Raw genomic sequence first — 18,672 nt, 5'->3', positions numbered from 1 at the left:
CGTTTTACCAAGGTTATAAAGGGATCGGATGGTGGGCGTGACAGGGATTGAACCTGTGACCCCTGCAATGTCAATGCAGTGCTCTCCCGCTGAGCTACACGCCCATCCGAAGCCGCGCATACACCACTTTTGGTCCATCGCGTCAATAGTGGGAAAAGGGAAAGAATGCCCGGTCTGTTTCTTTGTTTTGACGCAATTCCCTAGGGAAAGCGCTACCCGCTTTTCCCGGGAAAACCGCTTCACACTTTTCCTGGAATTGCTCTCGTCGCTCGAGGCGCGCCGAAAAGCGCGTCAGGCGGCCTGCAGCATCTTTTCGACCTCGTTGACGAGGTCGCGCAGGTGGAACGGCTTGGACAGCACCTTAGCGTCCTTCGGCGCCTTGGAATCGGGATTGAGCGCGACGGCGGCGAAACCGGTGATGAACATGACCTTGAGGTCGGGATCGATCTCGGTGGCGCGGCGGGCGAGCTCTATGCCGTCCATCTCCGGCATGACGATATCGGTCAACAGCAGCGAGAAAGGCTCTTCGCGCAGACGCTCATAGGCGCTGGCGCCATTGTCGAAGTCGCTGACCTGGTAGCCGGCGCGCTCCAATGCCTTGACGAGGAACCGGCGCATATCGTCGTCGTCTTCCGCCAATAGAATGCGTGCCATTGTAACCCGTCCGAATCACCCGCCCGAGATTGCCGTGGGGCAAGCCCGTTAACCATCCTGTATATGAGGATGTGACGGTAAACATCAAGTGAACGAAGACAGATGCGATCCGCATTTAACAAGGCGGCCCGGACGCTGAAATGCTGGACATGCGCCCGGTGAGATGGCACCTTCCAATGATGATGCATTGGTGTTTCCGGGTTCGTTCAAATTGAAAACGGCAGCCGAGGATTTTTCGGTCGTTCCACCCTTCGAAATCCGGTCGCGCGCCGAGCAGTGCGTCCCCTTCCTCTTCAACTCGCCGCATAGCGGCCGCTACTATCCCGACCGCTTCCTGGCGATGGCGCGGCTGGACCGCAACGCCATCCGCCGGTCCGAGGATTGCTATGTCGAGGAACTGTTCGGCGGCGCCGTCGCGCTCGGCGCGCCGATGCTGGCGGCAAACTTCCCGCGCGCCTATCTCGACGTCAACCGCGAGCCGTGGGAGCTCGATCCGCGCATGTTCGCCGAGCCGGTGCCGTCCTTCTGCAACATCCGCTCGGCGCGGGTGGCGGGCGGGCTGGGCACCGTGCCCAAGCTGGTGGGAGAGGGGCTCGACATCTATTCCGGCCGTTTGCCGCTGGCGGAGGCTATCGCGCGCATCGAGGCCGTCTACAAGCCCTATCACGAGACGCTGAAACGGCTGCTGACCAGGACCCATGCGCGGTTCGGCTATGCCGTGCTGATAGATTGCCACTCGATGCCGGCAAGCATCCGGGTCGGCGACAATGGCTTAAGGCCTGACTTCATCGTCGGCGATCGTTTCGGCATCTCCGCCTCGCCGGCGTTGACTGAGACGGCGATCGGCCTGCTCATCGGCATGGGCTATACCGTCGCCCACAACAAGCCCTATGCCGGAGGCTTCATCACCGAGCATTATGGCCGCCCGGCGCGCCATCTCCATGCGCTGCAGATCGAGGTCAATCGCGGGCTCTACATGAACGAGCGGACGTTCCAGAAATCCGCCGGCTTCGACGCACTCGCCGACGATCTGGCACAATTCTCGGCCGATCTGATGGCGATGCCCGACCACCATTTCGTCGATCTTCCGCTTGCCGCAGAATGACCAAATAGAAGTTTCAAGTGCTGGTCGGGAAAGACGCCTGGTCCGCCGGATGCCGCCCTGAAAAAAAGACCGCATCGTTCTCACGACACGGTCGAAGTCTAGGGAGGAAACGCCCAAGGAGGGCATGAACAGGAAAACCTGTTCGAGAACAAATCTATTGTGCGCTGCACAAATGTCAAGCTGTCTCCCGGGTTTTTAAATCACTCTGATGTGGAAATTGCATTTCGGTGCCGCCTGCGTGACATTGAGGCAACAGTTGTCGATGCGCAAATGTCTCTGCGCGCCCTTGTCTTGGCGGAAAACCGTGGCTTTGGCGGAAAAATTTGGGCAAATGACAGGTCCGGCATGCTGCAACGCGGGAGAATCAGTTGGACATCAGCATCGATTTCATGCGCCGCATTGCAGTTGCCGCCGCCGCCGAGACCTTGCCGCGCTTCCGCAGCCAAGGCGCTGTCGTCAACAAGGAGGCAGGCAGCTTCGATCCGGTCACCGAGGCCGACCGCGAGGCCGAGCGGGTCATCCGGGCGCTGATATCAGCGGAATATCCAGATCATGGCATCCTCGGCGAGGAGCATGGCAGCGAGAACACATCCAGCAGGCATGTCTGGGTGATCGATCCGATCGACGGCACACGAGCCTTCATTTCCGGCCTGCCTGTCTGGGGAACGCTGGTCGGGCTGACGGTCGACGGCGATGCTGTTGCCGGCATGATGTCGCAACCCTTCACCGGAGAGCTGTTCTACGCCAACGCCTCGGGTTCGCACTATGAAGGCCCGGGCGGACCGCGAAAACTCGCGACGCGCAAGACGACGGATCTCGCCGAGGCGACGCTGTTCACCACGACGCCGGCGCTGTTCAAGGGCGAGGCGCGCCAGCGTTATGACCGCTTCGAGACAACGGTCCGGCTCGCCCGCTACGGCACCGACTGCTACGCTTTCGCCATGGTCGCGGCGGGCAGCGTCGACATCGTCGCCGACCCCGGACTGAAACCCTATGATATCGTCGCGCTGATCCCGATCATCGAGAAGGCCGGCGGCGTCGTCACCACCTTCGACGGCGGACCGGCCGAGAAGGGCGGCGACATCGTGGCCGCGGCGACGCCGGAGCTTCATGCAGCGGCGATGGCGGCGCTGCGCGGTTAGGGTCCGCTGATATTCAGGTGATGCCGGTCTGCAAATGGCGGTTACCTGCGCTTCCGGTGCTCACGTACAAAAGGTACGCTCCGCTCCGGCCTACGCCGGCCGAAGCCCTCATAGGCGCCTCCGTCCTATAAAGGCTACGGCCGGCGTAGGCCGGTTCTCGGAAACCACCATTTTCGACTCGGCCTGACCTGAATCTCAACGAACCTTGGCGCGGCGACCTCCTGACAGCAGGATGTCAGTAGTCCTCTGCTATGGAACAATGTCACCAGAGGGAGGAAGACATGACAACGCGATCAGCAGCCGGCCGTTCCGGCGATGGCCCGGCAGACGGCCGGAACGACTTCGATTTCTTTTTCGGCCGCTGGGACGTCAGCCATCGAAGGCTGCAAGCGCGGCTTGCGGGCAATACGAATTGGGACGAGTTCGGCGGAACATGCGATGTGCGCCGGATCCTTGGCGGTCTCGGCAATGTCGACGACAATGTCATTGAATTGCCCGGCGGCGCCTATCTTGCCGCTACCGTCCGGACCTTCGATCCGGCGACGGAACAATGGTCGATCTGGTGGATCGACGGTCGCAACCCCTCGAGCATCGATGTGCCGATGCGCGGCCGCTTCGAGGCGGGCGTCGGTACGTTCCTGTGCGACGACGTTTTCGACGGCCGCAAGATTAGGGTTCGTTTCCTCTGGTCGCGGATGACGGAAAAATCGGCGCGCTGGGAGCAGGCTTTTTCACCCGATGGTGGCGAGACCTGGGAGACCAACTGGATCATGGATTTTTCCCGACAAGCGTAAACGGACTCTGAGTACGGGCAAATCAAGCTGCGTCGTCGGTCCCGGGGATGAAGGCATCGAAGGCGGCAAGGAACTGCTCGCGGTAGAGGTCGGCTTCCTGCAGGATTTCATGGCGCGCGCCATCGATCATCAGCAAGGAGCCGAGACGCAGACGCCTGGCGTAGGCTTCCACGGCCCTGGTCGAGACGACCTGGTCGGCGCCGGCGGCGATCACCAGCAAGGGAACCTGGATCCTGGCCATGAAGTCCGGATCGCTGATGATTTCGGAGGCTTCCGCCGCCGCCTTCAGCCAGCGGATCGTCGGCCCGCCGAGCGCCAGCTGCGGATAGGTTTCGTAGAGCAAGGTGTTGCGCCGATACCGCTGCGGATCCGATGTCACCTTGTTGGTGGCAAAGGGCGCGGTTTCCTTCGGCCGCGGACCCCAGGCGGCATAGAGCCGGCCAAGGCCGAGGTAGCTGAACAGCGTACAGACGCGGCGAACGGTCGTTATCGATACCGGCAGGTCAGGCACCGTCAGGAACGGGGCGATCAGCACCATGCGCCGCACGCGGTTGACCATCGAGGGCGCGGCAAGCAGCGTGATCACCGCGCCGGCCGAATGCGCCAATATGTAATATGGCCCACGGCAATCGGGCAACACGATCTCCTCGAAGAACTGTTCCAGATCGCTGGTGTAATCGAAGAAGCTCCTGACATAACCGCGCTGGCGGTCGCCGATCAGCCGATCGGAATCGCCCTGGCCGCGCCAGTCGAGGGTGGCGACACCGAGGCCGCGCCCGGTAAGATCGCCGATGGTCTCGAAGTATTTTTCGATGCACTCGTTGCGGCCGGTCAGCACGACCACGGTGCCCTTCATCGGACGGGTGGTGGCGGCAAACAGGCCGTAGCGGATTTTCTTGCCGTCGCGTGCGGTGAAGAAGCCGCCGGCCGCATTTTCCGGTATCGGATTGCCCGGAATTTCGTGGAAGAGATCCGTCATTCGGCGCTTCGTTGTTTGCTGTCCCGGCCGATCCTGCCGAGACGTCGGCATGGTGATAGACGGCCATGCGCCAAAAGCAAAGGCGTTGCGGGAGATGGAAAGGCAACGAATGAGGCCGGAAGCAGCCTGCGGCGGGCTTCCGGCCTCTGTCGAGCCGGGAGGAAGGGACGTTACACCCGGTTCGGCCTCGTCGCGGCACCGCATCCGGTTGCCGCTGTTTCTTGATCCTGGAAAACAATCTAGCTCTGCCTGGCTGAACGTCCGCCGAAGCCTCGGTTCATCTGCCGTTCATCAAGGCTCGAAACCCAGCGGTTTTTCGCCGGCAGGAAAATCTTGAAATGCTCCTGCCTGCTCCCCAAATGTCTGCTGCGGCCGCCAATGTCGGGGCCGCTGGCCCACTCGGAACGCCTCAACGGGTTTCGCACCGGCCATACGCAAACCATGTTGCTCAACAGGAGAACACACCATGCGTCACGTTGATTTTTCCCCGCTTTACCGTTCGACCGTCGGCTTCGACCGGCTATTCACCATGCTCGATTCGCTTGCGCAGCCTGACGGCGCGCAGACCTATCCGCCCTACAACATCGAGCGTACCGGCGAGGATTCCTACCGCATCTCGATGGCTGTCGCCGGTTTCTCGGACGAGGAAATCTCGATCGAGGCCCACCGCAATGTGTTGACCGTCAAGGGCGAGCGCAAGGAAGAGGGCAATGGCGAAGGTGCCGAGCTGCTCTACCGCGGTATCGCTTCGCGCGCCTTCGAGCGCCGCTTCCAGCTTGCCGACCACGTCGATGTCGTCGGCGCCACGCTGAAGAACGGCCTGCTCTTCGTCGACCTCAAGCGTAACATCCCCGAGGAGCTGAAGCCCCGCAAGATCGCGATCACCGCGTCTTCGGGCAAGGCCAAGCAGATCGAGGCCAAGACCGCCAACTAAATTAATACATCGCCTTCCAGGCAAGGGCGGCGCGGAGAGATCCTCGCCGCCTTTTTTGTTTGATACGCGCCTATCCGGCGATCAGACGGCCAAAACGGTCGACGTCTTCGGCTGTCGTCGCAAAGCTGGTGACGAAGCGATAGAGCGCTTCGTCCTCACCTATATGGCCGTCGAAACCAAGCGGCCTGTGCCAGTCATAGAAGGCGGCTCCCGCCGCTTGCAACCTCTCGGCCTCGGCCTTTTTCATCACCGCGAAGACCTCGTTGGCTTGTGGCAGCCAGGCCAGACTAGCAGATGAAGAATCCTCGATCGCCGCCGCAAGCCGAGCCGCCATGGCGTTGGCATGCCGAGCCGTGTCAAGCCACAGGCCATCTTTGAAATAAGCGTCGAACTGTGCCGCGACAAAGCGCGATTTCGAGAACAATTGCGCGGCGCGCTTGCGCAGGAAGGCCAGTTCCCCGGCGCGATCGAGACCGAAAAGCACGATCGCTTCGGCACACCAGCAGCCGTTCTTGGTGCCGCCGAAGGAGAGGATATCGACGCCGCGCTTCCAGGTCATTTCCGCCGGCGTCGTATCCAGCGCGACCAGCGCATTGGCAAAACGGGCGCCGTCCATATGCAACGGCACCTTGTAATGCCTAGCGATCGCCGAAATCTTGTCGATCTCGTCCAATGAGTAGACGGTACCGACCTCGGTCGACTGGGTAATCGAAACCGCCATCGGCCGTCCCCAATGGACGATTTCCGGTGCGTAACGGCCAATCGTGTTTTCCAGATTGTGCGGGTCGATCTTGCCAAGAGCACCGTCGATGGCACAGAGCCGCGAGCCGCCGCTAAAATATTCCGGCGCGCCGCATTCATCCTCGATGACATGCGATTCGCGATGGCAGAAGGAAATGCCCCCCGGTTTGTTGTAGGTGGTCAGCGACAGTGAATTGGCGGCGGTGCCGGTCGCCACGAAGAACACCGCAACCTCGCGTTCGAAAATCTCGCTGAAGCGTTGATAAACCGCCTGGTCGAGCGCACCGTCGCCATAGGCGGTGGACAACCCGCCGGCAGCGCCCGACAGGCCGGCAACGATATTGGGATGGGCGCCTGCCCAATTGTCGGAAGCGAAGAACATGCATCTGCCTGTGTTTTGGGGAAATCCGCATGAAGTTGACCGGTTTCACAGGCCGACCGCAAGAGGCCACACGTCGGAAAACCGTTAAAGCCAGCCTGTACGGCAGCCAGCGGCTGACGACTGAAGCTTACGTTTTCCTTCGCCTCCGCGTAATTTTCTGTCGCCGAACGCCCAAGTTTTTTGTGAATCGGTCTTGTGCGCGTCTAGGATTTCTGTCATAAAAATTTAGGACAGTAGTGCTGTCTTATTTTGTCGCACAAATCGGGCTGGAGTGGCGTATCATTGGCTTCTCCGGCTATTGCCGCGAGCGACAGGTAGACGGCCCGGCTCTGGCCAGTACGAATACCATATGCGAAGCATGCGGAAAGCCGCATGGTTCGGCAAGGATTTCGCAAGACGTGCCGCAAGGATGAAGGGAAGCATGCGCTTCCCGACGCAAACCAGCGCCCTGAGGGCGCCGAATGGAGGACAGGATGATGACGGAATTGACGCCATCTGCGATCAACGGCCAGGCCGCGCAGACGAAAGCGGCAGCCGTCAAAAATCCGCTGCGCACCGATACCGGTTTCGCTGCCCATGGCCTTTACGATCCGCGCAACGAGCATGATTCCTGCGGTGTCGGCTTCATCGTCAATATGAAGGGCGTCAAGTCGCATCAGATCGTCAAGGACGGGCTTGCCGTGCTTGAAAACCTGACGCATCGCGGCGCCGTCGGCGCAGATCCGCTCGTCGGCGACGGCGCCGGCGTGCTGGTGCAGCTTCCCGACCGTTTCTTCCGCGAGGAAATGGCGGCCCAGGGCATCGAACTGCCGCCGGCGGGCCAGTACGGCGTCGGCCACTGGTTCATGCCGCAGGACGCGGCGCTTCGCGCCCATATCGAGGACATCATCGCCGAATCGGCACAGTCCGAGGGGCTTCCGCTGATCGGTTTCCGTGACGTTCCCGTCGACAATTCGTCGCTGTCGAAGGCTCCGGACATCGTGGCATCCGAGCCGTACCACCGGCAAGTCTTCATCGGCCGCACGGCAGACATTACCGACGACGAGGAGTACGAGGCCAGGCTCTATCTGCTGCGCAAGGTCATATCGGGCCGCATCTACGCCGAGAACGACAACAAAGACATCGGTTCCTACTGCGTGTCGCTGTCGGCGCGTACCATCGTCTACAAGGGCATGTTCCTGGCTTATCAGGTCGGTGTCTATTACAAGGACCTGACCGATCTGCGTTTTGAGACCGCGCTGATCCTTGTCCACCAGCGTTTCTCGACCAACACCTTCCCGTCGTGGAAGCTGGCGCATCCCTATCGCATGGTCGCCCACAATGGCGAGATCAATACCGTGCGCGGCAACAACAACTGGATGGCGGCGCGGCAGGCGTCCGTAGACTCCGAGCTGTTCGGCAACAACATCTCGAAGCTCTGGCCAATCTCTTATGACGGCCAGTCCGACACCGCGTGCTTCGACAACGCGCTCGAATTCCTGTTCCAGGGCGGATACAAGCTCAGCCACGCCATGATGATGCTGATCCCGGAAGCCTGGGCCGGCAACAAGCTCATGGATGCCGATCGCAAGGCCTTTTACGAATACCATGCCGCACTGATGGAGCCCTGGGATGGGCCGGCGGCGGTCGTCTTCACCGATGGCCGCCAGATTGGCGCTACGCTCGACCGCAACGGTCTTCGTCCGGCGCGTTACATCGTTACTGATGACGACCGCGTCATCATGGCTTCCGAGGCCGGCGTGCTGCCGGTGCCGGAGGAAAAGATCGTTAAGAAGTGGCGGTTGCAGCCCGGCCGCATGCTTTTGATCGACCTGGAAAAGGGCCGCATCATTTCCGACGAGGAGATCAAGTCGGAGATTGCGACCAGGCACCCCTACAAGAGCTGGCTCGCCAATACGCAGCTTATCCTGGAGGATCTGAAGCCGGTCGAGCCGCGCGCGCTGCGCAAGGATGTCTCGCTGCTCGATCGCCAGCAGGCTTTCGGCTACAGCCAGGAAGACACCAAGCTTTTGATGTCGCCGATGGCGACGACCGGCCAGGAAGCGGTTGGATCGATGGGCACCGATACGCCGATTTCGGCGATGTCGGACAAGTCGAAGCTGCTCTACACCTATTTCAAGCAGAACTTCGCCCAGGTCACCAATCCGCCGATCGATCCGATCCGAGAGGAGCTGGTGATGAGCCTGGTTTCCTTCATCGGGCCACGGCCGAACATCTTCGACCTCGTCGGCAATTCGCGCCGCAAGCGGCTCGAAGTGCGCCAGCCGATCCTGACCAATGGCGATCTCGAAAAGATCCGCTCCATCGGCCATACCGAGGATCGCTTCGACACCAAGACGATCGACATCACCTATGGCTCGAACGAGGGCGCGGCCGGCATGCAGGGCGCTATCGACCGGCTGTGCGAGCGCTCGGAAGCGGCGGTGGCCGGCGGCTACAACATCATCATCCTGTCAGACCGTCAGCTCGGGCCGGACCGCATCGCCATACCGGCGTTGCTGGCCACGGCCGCGGTGCACCATCACCTGATACGCAAGGGGCTGCGCACCTCGGTCGGGCTCGTCGTGGAATCCGGCGAGCCGCGCGAGGTGCATCATTTCTGCTGTCTCGCCGGCTACGGCGCCGAAGCGATCAATCCCTATCTCGCCTTCGACACGCTGCTCGACATGCACAAGCGCGGCGAGCTGCCGGCCGAGGTCGACGCCTATGAAGTCGTCTCCCGCTACATCAAGTCGATCGGCAAGGGCATCCTCAAGGTGATGTCCAAGATGGGCATCTCGACCTACCAGTCCTATTGCGGCGCGCAGATATTCGACGCCATCGGGCTGAAGTCGGATTTCGTGCAGCAGTATTTCACCGGCACCGCGACGCTGATCGAAGGCGTCGGGCTGGACGAGATCGCGGAAGAGACGGTCAGGCGCCATTCCGACGGCTTCGGCAACGACCCGGTGCTGCGCAACAGCCTTGAGGTCGGCGGCGAATACATGTTCCGCATGCGCGGCGAGGCGCATATGTGGTCGCCCGATGCGGTCGCCACCTTGCAGCACGCCGTGCGCCAGGGCTCGTGGGAAACCTTCAAGGAATATTCCGCCCAGATCGACAGTGCGACGGCCCGCGCCCAGACCATTCGCGGCCTGTTCAAGATCAGGCTCGCGGATGAAACCGGCCGCAAGAAGGTCGCGCTCGACGAGGTCATGCCGGCTGCCGACATTGTCAAGCGGTTCTCGACCGGGGCGATGTCGTTCGGCTCGATCTCCAGGGAGGCGCACACCACGCTGGCGCGCGCCATGAACGCCATCGGCGGCAAGTCGAACACCGGCGAGGGCGGCGAAGAAGCCGACCGTTATCTGCCGCTGCCAGGCGGCGGCAAGAACCCCGAGCGCTCGGCGATCAAGCAGGTCGCGTCGGGACGTTTCGGCGTGACTGCCGAATATCTGGTCAATTCCGACGTGATGCAGATCAAGGTCGCGCAGGGCGCCAAGCCTGGCGAGGGCGGCCAGCTGCCCGGCCACAAGGTCGATGCCACCATCGCCAAGGTCAGGCACTCGACGCCGGGCGTCGGCCTGATCTCGCCGCCGCCGCATCACGACATCTATTCGATCGAGGATCTGGCGCAGCTCATCTACGATTTGAAGAACGTCAATCCGGCGGCGGATGTCTCGGTCAAGCTGGTGTCCGAAGTCGGCGTCGGCACCGTCGCGGCCGGCGTCGCCAAGGCGCGCGCCGACCACATCACCATATCGGGCTATGATGGCGGCACCGGCGCCTCGCCGCTGACCTCGCTCAAGCATGCCGGCAGCCCGTGGGAAATGGGCCTTGCCGAGACGCATCAGACGCTAGTGCTCAACGGGCTCAGATCGCGCGTTGCGCTGCAGGTCGATGGCGGCCTGCGCACTGGCCGCGACGTCATCGTCGGCGCCTTGCTTGGCGCCGACGAGTTCGGCTTCTCGACCGCGCCGCTGATTTCGGCCGGCTGCATAATGATGCGCAAGTGCCACCTCAACACCTGTCCGGTCGGCGTGGCGACGCAGGACCCGGTGCTGCGCAAGCGCTTCAAGGGCACGCCCGAGCACGTCATCAACTTCTTCTTCTACGTGGCGGAAGAGGTGCGCGAACTGCTCGCCGAAATGGGCTTCACCCACATCGACCAGATCATCGGCGATACCGACCTGCTGGAGAAGCGCGACGTGATCGAGCACTGGAAGGCGCGCGGGCTCGATTTCGGCAAGATGTTCTTCAAGCCGGACGCGCCGCATCACGCGGTGCACTGGACCGAGCGGCAGAAGCACCCGATCGACGATGTGCTCGACCGCAAGCTGATCGAGCTGGCAAAGCCGGCGCTGGAAAGCCGGCAACCGGTCAGCATCGAACTGCCGATCCGCAATGTCGACCGCTCGGCGGGCGCCATGCTGTCGGGCGAAGTGGCCAAGCGCTTCAAGCACAAGGGGCTGCGCGAGGACACGATTTCGGTCAAGCTCACCGGCACGGCCGGGCAGTCCTTCGGCGCCTTCCTGGCGCGCGGCGTCTCGTTCGAGCTGGTCGGCGCCGGCAACGATTATGTCGGCAAGGGCCTGTCGGGCGGGCGCATCGTCATCCGTCCGCCGGAAGAGGCCAAGATCGTCGCAGCAGAATCCATCATCGTCGGCAATACGGTGCTCTATGGCGCGACCGAGGGCGAGGCCTATTTCGCCGGCGTGGCCGGCGAGCGTTTCGCGGTGCGCAACTCTGGCGTGGCCGCCGTCGTCGAAGGCGTCGGCGACCATGGCTGCGAGTACATGACCGGCGGCATCGTCGTCGTCATCGGCCAGACCGGCCGCAATTTCGCCGCCGGCATGTCGGGCGGTGTCGCCTATGTGCTCGACGAGGCGGGCGATTTCGCCGAGCGCTGCAATATGGCGATGGTCGAGCTGGAGCCGGTTCCGGAAGAAGACGATCTGATGGAGAAGCTGCTGCATCATGGCGGCGACCTCGATCACAAGGGTCGCGTCGATGTGTCAGGCGACATGACCAGCCATGACGAGGAACGGCTCTACCAGCTTATCTCCAACCATGTGCATTACACGGGTTCGGTGCGCGGCCGCGAGATCCTCGACGACTGGACGGTTTTCCGGCCGAAATTCCGCAAGATCATGCCGGTCGAATACCGCCGCGCGCTGATCGAGATGGAACGCATGCGCATGGGCGTGGCAGCGGAATAGATTTTGCGACGGCCGGGAAGCCTGGCTTCCCGGCACGGGGCTCATCAACAATCCTGACCTCGGGCTGAAGGTTGCCATGGCTGCCTCAAGAGGTTAACCGGTGCGACGGCAAGTTAGATTTGCGGGCGCACCATCTGGACAGCAGGAACTGGACTATGGGCAAGGTAACAGGCTTTCTCGAGATCGACCGGCAGGTGCACAAGTACCAGCCGGCTTCCGACCGCATCCGGCATTTCCGTGAATTCACGCTGCCGATGTCGGACAAGGAGGTCGAGAAACAGGCCGCGCGCTGCATGGATTGCGGCATTCCGTTCTGCCACGGGCCGACCGGCTGCCCGATCCACAACCAGATCCCGGACTGGAACGACCTCGTCTACAATGGCGACTGGGACAATGCGATCCGCAACCTGCATTCGACCAACAATTTCCCGGAATTCACCGGCCGCATCTGCCCGGCGCCTTGCGAGGAAGCCTGTACGCTGAACCTCGAGGACATCCCGGTCGCCATCAAGACCGTCGAGCAGGCGATCGCCGACAAGGCTTACGAGACCGGCCATATCAGGCCCTATCCGCCGGAGAAGAAGACGGGAAAGCGCGTCGCCGTCATCGGCTCGGGACCGGCCGGCATGGCGGCGGCCCAGCAGCTCGGCCGCGCCGGCCATGACGTGCATGTCTATGAGCGCGAGAGCCGGCCGGGCGGGTTGATGCGCTACGGCATCCCCGACTTCAAGATCGAGAAGCACTATATCGACCGGCGTATTGAGCAGATGCAGGGCGAGGGCGTGAGCTTCTATTGCGGCGTCAATGTCGGCGTCGACAAGAAGGTGGAGGAATTGCTCGCCGAATATGATGCGGTGCTCTATTGCGGCGGTTCGGAAACGCCGCGTGCCGCCGACATTCCCGGCGATGATCTTGAGGGCGTGCATGACGCGATGCCCTATCTGGTGCAGCAGAACAAGCGCGTCGGCGGCGAAGCGATCCAGTCGGTGGCGTGGCCCTCGCCCCCGATCGTCGCCGGCGGCCAGCATGTCGTCGTCGTTGGCGGCGGCGACACCGCCTCCGACTGCGTCGGCACCGCCTTCCGCCAGGGCGCCGTGCGCGTCACCCAGCTCGACATCCGCCCGCAGCCACCGGAGAAGGAAGACAAGCTGGCGGTCTGGCCCTATTGGGCGACCAAGATGCGTACGTCATCCTCGCAGGCCGAGGGCGCGGAACGCGAATTCCAGGTAGCGACACTGGAGTTCATCGGCGAGGATGGCCAGCTGACCGGCGTCAAATGCTGCGAAGTCGATGAAAAGCGCAAGCCGATCGCCGGCACCGAATTCGTCATCCGCGCGGATCTGGCCTTCATCGCCATCGGCTTTGCTGGCCCCGCCGCGGCTGGCGTGGTGCAGGAACTGGACGGGCAGATGAAGATCGCCACCGATGCCCGCCGCTCCAGGAATGTCGAGGCCAACGACCGCGATTACAGGACCAGCGTCGAACGGCTCTACGCGGCGGGCGACGTGCGACGTGGCCAGTCGTTGGTCGTCTGGGCGATCCGCGAGGGCCGCCAGGCGGCGCGTGCGATCGACGAGGCGCTTATGGGATCGACCGTCCTGCCACGCTGAGATCGTTTGGAAACCCTACTCCTGCGGCCATCTGCGGGCGTTTCCGCCGGATCAAGGATTGATTGCCGTCGTCTTGTCGCTTCCAGCGGCTGCCGTCGCGGGATTGACCTTGGGCGGCCAGGAAAAATCGTCGGCGCGGCCGGGCGAGGCTTTGGGGGCCTTGCCCTCGACGGCGAGCTTTTCGCCGGGTCTGTCCGCCTTTTTCAGTGGGGTGGCGCCGAGAAGTTCCGAGCCGCCGTCGAGCGCCGGATCGCTGAGCAGCATCGGTACGGTTCGGTCAACTTCCATGGGCGCGGCCGCCGGCGCCTCGACGGGAGCGCCGGCCGGCGCGGCGGCGGTCGTGGCGCCTCCCGGTGCACTCAGCCCCAGGATCTTCAGCAGCGGTTTTTCGGCATAGAAGGCGAGCTTGCGTTTGCCGGCCTTCGACACGTTGATGCCGTCATCGGTGCGCAGGCGCACCGCCTGGCCGTTGATGTCTGGCCCGCTGATGACGAAGGCGCCGTTCTCGTCGACGAAACCGTCCCAGATGTCGATGAATTCGCCGCCGTGAGTTTCGGCCGCCGACCGGTAGATGTCGTTGAAAGCCAGCATGTCGGAGGTCATCTTCGCCACCCGGAAAGGCGGCATGCCGACCCACAGATAGGGAACCTTGGTCGACGCGATGGCCTTGCCGAGCGCCTCGGTCCGGCGCTCGTATTCCTTGGTCCAGTTCTCCGATCGCGGCTGTTCGCGTACATCGTCGACGCGCATTTGCTGACGGTCGTTGGAACCAAGCATGACGACCACGGCCGCGGGCTTTTCGGTCTCGATCAGCGATTTGATCTGTTCGGGCCAGTTGTAGACGTCGTCACGCACGAGGCCGGACGAACCATTGCCGCGAACGACGATCCTGACGCCAGCGTTTTGCGCAAAAGCGGCATCCAGCCCTTCGGCGAGGCCGCTCGCCATGAAATCGCCGACCACCAGAACAGTGCGGGCATCCGGCGCCTTCTCGACAATGGGGGTTGTTGGCTCAGCTGGTCGGCGCGGCGCGGCGCGAGGCTTTCTTGCCTTCGTGAGTGGCCTGGCTGGCTGGATTTGCCGCGGTGGCGGCTCGATCCGCTCGCTCCGGCGCGGAAACAACAGGTCGCGCAGCGACCAGCCACGGCTTTCTTCCTGCGCCATGGCCGGTGTGTGAAAGGCGCCGGCGATGCCCGCCACCAGGACGACAATGGCCAGAGCGAGTACCGGCACGCGACGAAGGATCACCCGGATGCGCGCAGCCGAAACCAATCACCCTCTCCATCCCTGGGCGCATGGCCCGAAAGCGGATTCGGAAGGGGCCATGCGCGCGAATTAACGTGCTACAGCGTCCTCTGCGCGTTCGAAAGGACGCACGCTGTAGACGGCTCTATTTCTGCCTGAGCCATTTGAGCACTTCCATGCTCGGATGTCCGTCCTGGGTCAAGCCGGCCTTCGCCTGGAAGGCCATAATGGCGGCTTTCGACCCCTCGCCGATCTTGCCGTCGAACTTACCCGAATAGTAGCCGTGCTCGGAAAGCCGTTGTTGAAGCTCCTGCCTTTCCTCGAAGGAAAGCTTGGTGAAGGGCCGCTTCCAATCCTGCACAAGCCCGCCATAGCCGGCGATATCATCGGCAAGAAGGCCGACGGCAATCGCGTATTTGTCGGCATTGTTGTAGCGCTTGATGACCGAAAAATTCTTGATCATCAGGAAGGTCGGTCCACCGCGGCCGCCGGGCACCTTCAACGTCGCCTTGTCCGCGCCATTCCTGAACGGCTTGCCGTTGGCGCGCTTGACACCCAGCGCTTGCCATTGCGACAGCGACATCGATCCTTTCGGGAATTTCTTGCCGTCCGGAAGGACGACTTCATAGCCCCAGGTCTTGCCGGCCTGCCAGCCGTTCTTCCTGAGCAGATTGGCGGACGTTGCCAATGCGTCGGGAATAGAATTCCAGATATCGCGCCTGCCGTCGCCGTCCATGTCGACCGCGTAGGACTGGTAGCTGGTCGGAATAAACTGGGTATGGCCCATCGCGCCTGCCCATGAGCCGACCAGGTGGCTTTCGTCGATGTCGCCCCTCTGCAGAATCTTCAAGGCCGCGATCAACTGGGTGCGGGCATATTTCGATCGTCTCTTATCGGCGTAGCCGAGCGTTGCCAGCGAACGCACGACATTGCGGATGATATCGTTGCGCTTGAGGGTTTCGCCATAGTTCGATTCCATCGACCAGATGGCCAGCAGGACGTTGCGGTCGACGCCGTACTTGGCCTCGATCCTGTCCAGCCACGGTTTCCATTTCCTGGCCATTTGCTGGCCGACGGCGATCGACTGGTCATGGACGCGATTGTCGAAATAGTCCCAGGCGGGCGCCGTGAACTCGGGCTGAAAGCGTGCTTTCTCCAGCACCTCCGGGTCGGCATCCTTTATGCCCCTGAATGCCTGGTCGTAGACAGCGCCGGAAACGCCACTCTGCACCGCGGTGGCGCGGAAGCTGGCAACCCATTGGCGGAAACCGGCGTCGGCAAAAGCAGACCCGGCTGGCATCAGCAAGGCAAGCGAGAGGCCGGCGGCCGCCACGACGCTCGTCAGGCGCCTTGCTGCATTGCGTAGGAACATCTTTTCCTCCTTTTTCATCACAGGAAGATCATTCATCGCCGAAGCCGGTTAGGATTTAGTTTACCATAGGTGCTGTTGGGAACGAAAAGACAGGTCGATGCTTTAGGGATTGCAAATTTTCATCGGATAGTCGGTAATTCCCGATTTCGGCATGAAAATGTCTGCAAGCGGTTGCCCACGAGGCTAGCAAGGATAAATGGCAGCATGAAGAGAGTTCGCAAGGCAGTTTTCCCGGTCGCTGGCCTCGGCACGCGGTTTCTCCCGGCTACCAAGGCTGTTCCCAAGGAAATGCTGACCGTCGTCGACAGGCCGGTCATCCAGTATGTCGTCGACGAGGCGCGCGAGGCGGGCATTGAGCATTTCATCTTCGTGACCGGCCGCAACAAGGCAGTCATAGAAGATCATTTCGATATCCAGTTCGAGCTCTATGACACACTCGCCCAGCGCGGCAAGGACGACCAGCTCGCCCGCCTGCAACGGTTGCAGCCTGGGCCGGGGCAGACCAGCTTCACCCGCCAGCAGGTGCCGCTCGGACTTGGACATGCCGTCTGGTGCGCCCGCGAACTGGTCGGCGACGAGCCTTTCGCGCTGCTCTTGCCCGACATGATCATGCAGTCGGAAAAAAGCTGCATGAAGGACATGGTCGAGCTCTATGCCGAGACCGGCAACAACATCATCGCGGTCCAGGAATGCGACCCGGCCGAGGCCCATAAATACGGCATCGTCGGCCGCGGTGAGGATACGCATCATGGGTTTCGGATCACCGGTATGGTGGAGAAGCCGAAGGCTGGCACCGCACCCTCCAATCTCTACATCAACGGACGCTACATCCTGCAGCCTGAGATATTCGGGATCCTTGAAAGCCAGGAGAAGGGCGCTGGCAACGAGATCCAGCTCACCGATGCGATGCTGAAACTGGAGAAACAGCAGCCGTTCTACGGTTACCATTATCAGGGGCGCACCTTCGATTGCGGATCGCCCGAGGGCTTTGTCGAGGCCAATGTCGCCTTCGCGCTGTGGCGCAGCGATATGAATGCGAGCATGGCGGGCGTCATCCGCACGCTGCTCGACGAGTTGAAGCCGTCACAACGCAAGGGCGCTGCTTTTTAGGGCCACTCGTCGATGCCGGTCGGCTTGCCTTACCGCTGGACCTTCACGCCAAGGAATATGCTGTTGGCCGTGTAGTCGCGGCCCTCCAGGTTGCTGGTCTGCTTTTCGGTCCTGACGCGGGTGGTGAGGCCGGTATAGCGGTTCAGCCACCATGTCAGCCCGGCCTCGGCGCTCAGCGTCAGATCATGGCCGTCGGAGCCTATGTAATCACGCCAGTCCGCGCCAAGGGCGGCGTTCCCGGTCAGATTGGCACGGATTAGCCGCTCGCCGGTGAGGCGGCCGGAATAGAGGATGTCGCCGCTTTCTCCGGCGGTCGTCGAGTCCTCGACGGTCGTCTGTCCGGTGAGGCCGATTATGGTGCCGCGCTCGGGCGACCATTTGAGGTCGGCGTTCACCGTAGCGCCCGAAATCGCCTGCAGTCGGTCGTCATCGATGGCTTCCCTGAGCCAGCCGGCCGAGAATTCGCCGGCAAGTTTCTCGCCCATGTCGAGTTCAACGCCGGCCCGGGCGCCGAGCCGTGTCGAGGATCGTTCGTACCCGCTGCTATCGACGCGCTGATCATAGAGCCGGCGGCCGACCTCGATCTCGGTGAAGGGGGTGATGGCGGGAGAGATCTCGTAGCCAGTGCGCAAGGTCGCGGTATAGAGGGTCGAGTCGCGGTCCTTCTGCGACAGTGATCCACCCGTCGAAAGTTTGGCATCGCCATAGATATCGTGTTCGGCCGCACCGGTCAGCGCAAAGCGCATCTTGCCGGCATCCTTCTCGACTGCGAGGCTGCCGTCGATGGTCTGGCGCACCGGCTGCTCGGCGGTGCCTTCGATGACGACGGGCGATGAGGCCGATTCCGGCGCCGCCTCGTAACCGAGCCTGGCGATAGCGCGCAGATCGTTGTCGAGGTCGACATTGAGCGTGCCTTCGACACGGCCGCGCAACTCTTGGATCTCGTCGCCCGATATGGTCTTGAGAAAGGTGCCGTAGCCGTCGATGATGGCCGAATTCTCTCGCCAGTCGGAGATCGCATTGAAGCGCAGCGTCGTTTCCGACAGCAGTGCCGGCTTGCCACCATTGCTCGAATCGGCATTCGACGTCGCCGTCAGGCCTTGCTCGAGCGTCGGCCTGATCACGAAGGAGCCAAGTTTGATGCCGGTGGCGGCGAAGGGGTCGTCCTCCGCCTTCTTGTCCTGGCCCTCGATCGCCTCGGCACGCTCGGCGCCGGGGTCAAGCGGCAGCCTGTCGGCGGAATCAATGGTCACGGCGCGGCGATTGGTGTCCTGATCCGTCTGGGCGGTGTCGGCGTCATCCGTCGTGGCCGTGGTTGTTGAGTCGACGGTGGTTTTCCTTGTCTTCTTGCTGTCAGCGGCTTCATCCTGCGCCTTGTCTTCATCGGCGGCGCGTTGCCTGGCGCT

General features: G+C 62.2%; 13 protein-coding genes and 1 tRNA gene. 7 read left to right on the top strand and 7 right to left on the bottom strand.

Annotated elements, in window-relative coordinates; all coding sequences use genetic code 11:
- Positions 1 to 29 precede the first annotated feature (29 nt).
- Positions 30 to 104, bottom strand: a tRNA-Val gene (locus tag CN311_RS08835).
- Between the two features lie 187 nt (positions 105 to 291).
- A complete protein-coding gene (gene cpdR, locus CN311_RS08830; RefSeq protein WP_006199474.1) occupies positions 292 to 654 on the bottom strand; it encodes a cell cycle two-component system response regulator CpdR in 363 nt (120 codons plus the stop codon).
- Between the two features lie 163 nt (positions 655 to 817).
- Between cpdR and CN311_RS08825 the strand changes: the two genes are divergently transcribed.
- The 3 genes from CN311_RS08825 to CN311_RS08815 all read left to right on the top strand — a co-directional run bounded on the left by CN311_RS08825 (position 818) and on the right by CN311_RS08815 (position 3,695).
- Entirely contained in the window at positions 818 to 1,759 is a 942-nt protein-coding gene (locus tag CN311_RS08825; RefSeq protein ID WP_097572944.1) for an N-formylglutamate amidohydrolase, read from the top strand.
- A 368-nt stretch (positions 1,760 to 2,127) separates the two neighbouring features.
- Positions 2,128 to 2,901 carry a histidinol-phosphatase gene (hisN, locus tag CN311_RS08820; protein ID WP_097572943.1) on the top strand — a complete coding sequence of 258 codons (774 nt, stop codon included), beginning with the start codon at positions 2,128 to 2,130 and terminating at the stop codon, positions 2,899 to 2,901.
- Positions 2,902 to 3,182: 281 nt separating this feature from the next.
- Positions 3,183 to 3,695 (top strand): DUF1579 domain-containing protein, encoded by a 513-nt coding sequence (locus CN311_RS08815; RefSeq protein WP_097572942.1) that lies wholly within the window; start codon positions 3,183 to 3,185, stop codon positions 3,693 to 3,695.
- 22 nt (positions 3,696 to 3,717) lie between these two features.
- Here the strand turns inward: CN311_RS08815 and CN311_RS08810 are convergent, their stop codons facing one another.
- Positions 3,718 to 4,674, bottom strand: coding sequence for an alpha/beta fold hydrolase (locus tag CN311_RS08810; protein WP_097572941.1), 957 nt, complete (start codon positions 4,672 to 4,674; stop codon positions 3,718 to 3,720).
- Positions 4,675 to 5,140: 466 nt separating this feature from the next.
- Here CN311_RS08810 and CN311_RS08805 point away from each other — a divergent pair, with 466 nt between their 5' ends.
- The gene (locus CN311_RS08805) at positions 5,141 to 5,608 is read left to right on the top strand and encodes an Hsp20 family protein (protein ID WP_097572940.1); all 468 of its coding nucleotides are present in this window, start codon (positions 5,141 to 5,143) and stop codon (positions 5,606 to 5,608) included.
- Between the two features lie 70 nt (positions 5,609 to 5,678).
- Here the strand turns inward: CN311_RS08805 and CN311_RS08800 are convergent, their stop codons facing one another.
- On the bottom strand, positions 5,679 to 6,731 hold the full coding sequence (locus CN311_RS08800) for a threonine aldolase family protein (RefSeq protein ID WP_097572939.1): 1,053 nt from the start codon (positions 6,729 to 6,731) through the stop codon (positions 5,679 to 5,681).
- 476 nt (positions 6,732 to 7,207) lie between these two features.
- On the opposite strand from CN311_RS08800, the gene gltB reads away from it, so the two are divergent.
- Both gltB and CN311_RS08790 read left to right on the top strand, forming a co-directional pair.
- Positions 7,208 to 11,929, top strand: coding sequence for a glutamate synthase large subunit (gene gltB, locus CN311_RS08795; protein ID WP_097573000.1), 4,722 nt, complete (start codon positions 7,208 to 7,210; stop codon positions 11,927 to 11,929).
- Between the two features lie 155 nt (positions 11,930 to 12,084).
- Positions 12,085 to 13,539 carry a glutamate synthase subunit beta gene (locus CN311_RS08790; RefSeq protein WP_097572938.1) on the top strand — a complete coding sequence of 485 codons (1,455 nt, stop codon included), beginning with the start codon at positions 12,085 to 12,087 and terminating at the stop codon, positions 13,537 to 13,539.
- A 51-nt stretch (positions 13,540 to 13,590) separates the two neighbouring features.
- Here CN311_RS08790 and CN311_RS08785 read toward each other — a convergent pair whose 3' ends face one another.
- Positions 13,591 to 14,811: an SGNH/GDSL hydrolase family protein gene (locus tag CN311_RS08785; protein WP_097572937.1), complete on the bottom strand. Its 1,221-nt coding sequence runs from the start codon at positions 14,809 to 14,811 to the stop codon at positions 13,591 to 13,593.
- Between the two features lie 118 nt (positions 14,812 to 14,929).
- On the bottom strand, positions 14,930 to 16,156 hold the full coding sequence (locus CN311_RS08780) for a lytic murein transglycosylase (RefSeq protein WP_097572999.1): 1,227 nt from the start codon (positions 16,154 to 16,156) through the stop codon (positions 14,930 to 14,932).
- Between the two features lie 204 nt (positions 16,157 to 16,360).
- Here CN311_RS08780 and galU point away from each other — a divergent pair, with 204 nt between their 5' ends.
- Positions 16,361 to 17,266, top strand: coding sequence for a UTP--glucose-1-phosphate uridylyltransferase GalU (gene galU, locus CN311_RS08775; RefSeq protein ID WP_097572936.1), 906 nt, complete (start codon positions 16,361 to 16,363; stop codon positions 17,264 to 17,266).
- Between the two features lie 29 nt (positions 17,267 to 17,295).
- On the opposite strand, the gene CN311_RS08770 is transcribed toward galU, so the two are convergent.
- The coding region (locus tag CN311_RS08770) for an outer membrane beta-barrel protein (RefSeq protein WP_097572935.1) at positions 17,296 to 18,672 on the bottom strand (1,377 nt) is incomplete at its 5' end.

It is taken from the genome of Mesorhizobium sanjuanii (assembly GCF_002529485.1).
Taxonomy (GTDB): domain Bacteria; phylum Pseudomonadota; class Alphaproteobacteria; order Rhizobiales; family Rhizobiaceae; genus Mesorhizobium; species Mesorhizobium sanjuanii.
This window is presented reverse-complemented; position numbering and strand designations above follow the sequence as displayed.

Coding starts and splice junctions, on each gene's coding strand:
- CN311_RS08790 (WP_097572938.1), top strand. CDS start 12,085: ATGGGCAAGGTAACAGGCTTTCTCGAGATCGACCGGCAGGTGCACAAG.
- CN311_RS08780 (WP_097572999.1), bottom strand. CDS start 16,156: ATGTTCCTACGCAATGCAGCAAGGCGCCTGACGAGCGTCGTGGCGGCC.
- CN311_RS08825 (WP_097572944.1), top strand. CDS start 818: ATGGCACCTTCCAATGATGATGCATTGGTGTTTCCGGGTTCGTTCAAA.
- CN311_RS08810 (WP_097572941.1), bottom strand. CDS start 4,674: ATGACGGATCTCTTCCACGAAATTCCGGGCAATCCGATACCGGAAAAT.
- cpdR (WP_006199474.1), bottom strand. CDS start 654: ATGGCACGCATTCTATTGGCGGAAGACGACGACGATATGCGCCGGTTC.
- CN311_RS08800 (WP_097572939.1), bottom strand. CDS start 6,731: ATGTTCTTCGCTTCCGACAATTGGGCAGGCGCCCATCCCAATATCGTT.
- CN311_RS08815 (WP_097572942.1), top strand. CDS start 3,183: ATGACAACGCGATCAGCAGCCGGCCGTTCCGGCGATGGCCCGGCAGAC.
- CN311_RS08805 (WP_097572940.1), top strand. CDS start 5,141: ATGCGTCACGTTGATTTTTCCCCGCTTTACCGTTCGACCGTCGGCTTC.
- galU (WP_097572936.1), top strand. CDS start 16,361: ATGAAGAGAGTTCGCAAGGCAGTTTTCCCGGTCGCTGGCCTCGGCACG.
- gltB (WP_097573000.1), top strand. CDS start 7,208: ATGACGGAATTGACGCCATCTGCGATCAACGGCCAGGCCGCGCAGACG.